We start from the raw sequence: 5,136 nt of genomic DNA, 5'->3' as shown, positions 1-5,136 counted from the left end.
GCCAAGGCAAAACCATTCTCCTTAATATGTTCCCAGTAAGCAATTTTATCTTCTTCCGTTCTGAAATGGATCCAGTGCTCTATGATGCGCTCCTTTTCGGAGGCATCGCCATGCTGGTGAAGCATGCGTAGTACTTTCCTGTTTTGTATGCGCTGAAACTCGTATACATCCGGAAAGAGAAAATCAAAATATAGTTCCCAGTTATTATCTTCCTTTACACCGTAGTCGTAACGGTAATCAGGAAAATTCACCATTGCATCCGCAATGAATTTATCATGCAGCAATGTGGTGCCTGAATAAAAGTAGAAATCGCGTACGCCATTGGAAAAGGTGCGGCCTACAAAATGCGCATCCAGCTTAGTTTGCAGCTGCTCCACCAAACTGTCCTCAATTTCACCCATGATGGCAAATTCATCGTTCTGCGGGAATCCGTCCTCACGTGGATTGTTAAGATATACGGTTATATATATGGCATTCGGCTTTTCCTTCAATGGCGCAAATCGTCTCAGATCAAGGTCAAGGCCTATTACTGCTGGACTTTCTTCAATATGGCACGTGTAAATATCCCAGTCCGGTCGGTAATCCTTATGCATATAAAAAAATTAAAATAACGCAACAGCGGGCTGTAAAGATACGTTGCTCTGTAATACAATGGAAACGATAAACTTGTATTGTCCTCTTTTTTATCCACAAAATTTAACGTATGCTATCCCGTTGGTCTCCACCTGATTAAACCGGTTAAAAACCAGGCTTAACACTAATTAACACTTGAGGTGTTTTTTCTGCATGTTGCTGTAACTGGCTGCCACAAAGAATCCTGTCCGATTCTGTAGTGAAAACAGCGGACTGTAAAGGGTTCTGACCAACCTTTCATCCCAAAAACAAGTAATTCTTCACTCATAAAAGGTAATTTTACAGGGCTATAAATTGTTGGAAGCTATTATGAGAAAAATTGTATCGTTAATTACAGGCTGGCTGTTATTATTTTGTATGAGTGCTGTAGCGCAACGTCCGGAGGGTAAAGCTGCCCCCGCCAGCACAGGGCTCATTTACGGCAAACTGCTGGATGCACAAACCGGCAAACCTATTGAGTACGCATCTGTAGCATTGCTGCGTCCGGACTCCTCCGTGCAAACAGGAATGCTCTCCAAAACCAACGGGGACTTCCGTTTCGAAAATATTCCGCTGAACAAATATATCCTGAAAATTAACTTCATCGGGTACGAAACCATTTATAAACCGGCGGCGCTGTCTGCCAAATCAGGTAGTGTAGACGTTGGTAATATTAAACTGAAGGCCAATGTAAAATCACTGGCTGCTGTAAATGTAGTGGGAGAAAAACCAGCCTTTACAATGGCTATCGATAAACGGGTATTTAATGTAGAAAAAAACCTTGCCAGCATAGGTGGTACTGCCACTGATGTACTGAAACAAGTGCCTTCTGTGAATGTGGACATCGACGGGAATGTAACCGTGCGCAATGGCGCCCCTACTATTTTTGTTGATGGCCGCCCTTCTACCCTCACACTGGACCAGATCCCCGCAGATGCCATACAGAATATTGAAGTGGTAACCAACCCTTCTGCCAAGTACGATGCGGAAGGAATGAGCGGTATCCTGAATATTGTGCTGAAGAAAAATAAAAAGGCAGGTATCAATGGTTCAGTAAACGCCGGCGTTACCTCCCTGGGCAGTACTAACGGTGGCGTGGATTTTAACCTCCGCCAGGAAAAATTCAATTTCTTTATCAACTATAACATCCGTAACCGGAAATCACCCATGACCAGCCGCCTGTTCCGCAAGAACCTCGGCGCCGATACCACTACGTATACCGAGCAGCTGGAAGACGGCGACTTTTACCGTAAATTCCAAACCGGCCGCATCGGGTTCGATTGGTTCATCGATAACCGTAATACCCTCACAATATCCGAGAATATTACCGGCGGCAACTTTAACCGGTATAATAACCAAACACTGAATGAGCTAAACGATCACCAGCAGCGTGTACGTTATGGCACCGGTGTTAATAATACATTGAACGGGTTCCGCAACTATACTACACAGCTGGGTTACAAGCACACGTTTGCAAAGGAAGGCGAAGAACTGACTGCCGACTTCACCTATAACTACGCTACCGGCGACAACAGCTCCGATTACTCCCTGCAGTATTTCGATCTTTCCGGACAGCCTATATATGATCCGAAAAAGCCGGAGCTGCGCTATGGCAGCGGAGAAGGAACTACCAAATATATGACCGCACAGGTGGACTATGTAAAGCCGCTGACGGAGAAATCCAAAATTGAGATGGGGCTGCGCAGTAATACCCGCAAATTCGACAACTTCACAAATACATACGGACAGAACTATCCTTCCGGCGATTTCACGCTGGACTCAGCACTGTCTAACAGCTATCACTACCAGGAACAGATCAATGCGGGCTATGTAAGCTATACCGGCGCCAAAGATAATTTTGGCTACCAGGTGGGCTTACGTGCAGAGCAATCTAATTATGACGGGGAAACAAGACTGGGCGAAAAATCTTCCTATAAGATCAACTACCCCATCAGCCTGTTCCCCAGCATTTTCCTGTCGCAGAAGTTCAAGGGCGATCATGAGCTGCAACTGAATTACAGCCGCCGTATCCGCCGGCCCTGGTTCCGCGACCTGCTGCCTAACATCGATTATAGCGGTCAGACTGCCAGCACCGGTAACCCGCAGCTGAAACCAGAGTTTACCAATTCCTTTGAATTATCTTACCTGAAAGACATTGCACAAAAGCACAACCTGCTGGTATCTTTATATTATCGCAATACCAATAATGCGATCACTGATTTTTATGTAGATACCACCCTGAACCTGAACGGGCAGGATCAGCATGTATTGCTGTCTTATCCTATCAACGCCAGTACGCGGAATTCATATGGAGCAGAACTGACCGTGAGAAGCCAACTGACAAAAATATGGGACCTTACCACCAACGTCAATATTGCGCAAACCAAGATTGACGCCACCAGCGATGGCAACAATCTTTCCAACCAGGGTTTTACCTGGTTCGGTAAGCTGAACAGCAACACCAAACTGCCGTGGAACCTGTCGTTGCAGGTGAGCGCCGAATACGAATCCAAACAGATCCTGCCACAGGGCGAAAGAGAACCTAAATGGTCGGCCGATGCCGCTATTAAAAAGGACCTGCTTAAAAATAAGGCGCTGTCTATCTCCCTTGGCATTAACGATATCTTCAATACTGACCGCAATCTTACTTATACCACTACCGGTTTTTCCGAGCAGGAAAATTACCGCAAACGCGCCACCCGTGAGCTGCGACTCAATGCTACCTGGCGCTTTGGCAAAATGGACACGCATCTTTTTAAGAGAAAGAGTAACAAGTCCAAAGAAAACGACAACGGAGAAATGGGCGGAGGTGATAATTTTTAATTCGTAATTTGTTGCCCGTAAACAACAATTATGGATTCTATTTATCACACTATCACCCTTCGGTTCCTTGCAGAGCCGTCGGACGTAAATTTCGGCGGAAAAGTACACGGCGGCTCTGTTATGAAATGGATTGACCAGGCGGGTTATACCTGTGCCGCCAACTGGAGCGGGCAATACGCTGTAACTGTATATGTAGGTGGTATCCGTTTTTTCAAACCCATTTCCATAGGCGACCTGGTGGAAATACATGCAAAGATCATCTATACCGGTAATACCAGCATGCATATCTCCATTGATGTATTCGCAGGAAACCCGCGCCAGCAGCAGAAAACAAAAACCACCCACTGCGTAATGGTATTTGCAGCAGTAGATGATCACGGTAAAACAGTGCCCGTTCCCAAATGGACGCCACAAACAGCCAGCGAAATAAGCATGGAAGGCTACGCCAAAAAGCTCATGGACCTGCGGAAGGATATTGACGAGGAGATGCGGCCGTATATGTGAGCCTCTCATCGCCTTCGGCGATGTAAGCGGATTTTGTCTGACTCAGGATTAAACTGATTAAACTGATTTCGCTGATTTGATTTTGTAATGATTAAAATGATTTGGGGAGATATAAGCGAAAATATCCGCTTACATCTCCCCAAATCAGTTTAAAATCCAAAGTAATCAAATCAGCGAAATCAGCGTAATCATCATAATCCTGAGTCAGACAAACTCCGCGCGCGTTAGCTGGCAAATTGCATATCGCTTAGTGTGCGGTATAAGCCGCCATCCAGCCCTATCAGTTCGGCGTGGGTGCCTTCTTCTACGATACGGCCTTTGTCGAGTACAATGATTTTATCAGCCTGCCGCACGGTGGCCAGGCGGTGTGCGATCACAATAGAGGTGCGTCCTTCCATGAGTTTATCGAGGGCGTCCTGAACCAGTTTTTCGGATTCGGAGTCCAGTGCTGAAGTGGCTTCATCCAGGATGAGGATACGCGGATCTCTCAATACGGCCCTGGCAATGGCAATACGTTGCCGCTGTCCGCCGGAGAGCTGGATGCCCCGCTCTCCTACCACAGTTTGCAGGCCTAAAGGGAACCGCTGTATAAATTCCCAGGCATTGGCTTTTTTTGCAGCTTCCTCCATTTCTTCGGGAGTGGCGCCGGGCTTGCCATAGGCAATATTCTCCGCGATGGTGCCGCCGAAAAGGAATACATCCTGGGGAACTACTGCCATTTGTGAGCGAAGCTCTGATAATGGAAAGGCCGTACTTTCTTTACCGTCGAACAGGATGCTGCCGCTTACAGGATCGTACAGGCGTAACAGTAAGGACACGATGGTGCTTTTTCCTGCACCGCTGGGGCCTACCAGCGCCACTTTCTGATCGGCATACACATCAAAGGAAACATCGTTCATGATGGTAAGATCGGGACGGGAAGGATAATGAAAAGAGATATTGCGGAAGCTGATCTGCCCGTCCAGATGGTTTTCCGGGGCAATGGCCGTTACGGGGCTGATATCTTCCGCAGGTTCATCCAGTATTTCCAGCAGGTGTTCAGTAGCGCCGATGCTCTTCTGCAGGTTAGTATATACTTCTGCGAGGCCCGCAATAGATCCGCCGATGAACAGCGAATACAGTACGAATGAAAGGAGATCCGCGGTAGGCATTCCAATGGATACGCCTCTCCAGATAACCGCTACCAGGGCGCCAAAG

The 5,136-nt window shown here is 47.0% G+C and carries 4 protein-coding genes; 2 read left to right on the top strand and 2 right to left on the bottom strand.

What is annotated here, in order from left to right:
- Positions 1 to 593: DUF695 domain-containing protein (locus tag VN105_RS09410; protein ID WP_325640159.1), on the bottom strand; the 593-nt coding region annotated here is incomplete at its 3' end.
- Positions 594 to 942: 349 nt separating this feature from the next.
- On the opposite strand from VN105_RS09410, the gene VN105_RS09405 reads away from it, so the two are divergent.
- Both VN105_RS09405 and VN105_RS09400 read left to right on the top strand, forming a co-directional pair.
- Complete coding sequence (locus VN105_RS09405; RefSeq protein ID WP_325640157.1) at positions 943 to 3,435, top strand: outer membrane beta-barrel family protein; 2,493 nt, start codon at positions 943 to 945, stop codon at positions 3,433 to 3,435.
- 30 nt (positions 3,436 to 3,465) lie between these two features.
- Positions 3,466 to 3,939 carry an acyl-CoA thioesterase gene (locus VN105_RS09400; protein WP_325640156.1) on the top strand — a complete coding sequence of 158 codons (474 nt, stop codon included), beginning with the start codon at positions 3,466 to 3,468 and terminating at the stop codon, positions 3,937 to 3,939.
- 224 nt (positions 3,940 to 4,163) lie between these two features.
- Here the strand turns inward: VN105_RS09400 and VN105_RS09395 are convergent.
- On the bottom strand, positions 4,164 to 5,136 hold a 973-nt coding region (locus VN105_RS09395), incomplete at its 5' end, for an ABC transporter ATP-binding protein (protein ID WP_325640155.1).

Source organism: Chitinophaga sp., assembly GCF_035564935.1.
Classification (GTDB): Bacteria; Bacteroidota; Bacteroidia; order Chitinophagales; family Chitinophagaceae; genus Chitinophaga.
This window is presented reverse-complemented; position numbering and strand designations above follow the sequence as displayed.

Excerpts from the sequence above, each read along its gene's own strand:
- VN105_RS09405 (WP_325640157.1), top strand. The coding sequence starts at position 943 with ATGAGAAAAATTGTATCGTTAATTACAGGCTGGCTGTTATTATTTTGT.
- VN105_RS09400 (WP_325640156.1), top strand. The coding sequence starts at position 3,466 with ATGGATTCTATTTATCACACTATCACCCTTCGGTTCCTTGCAGAGCCG.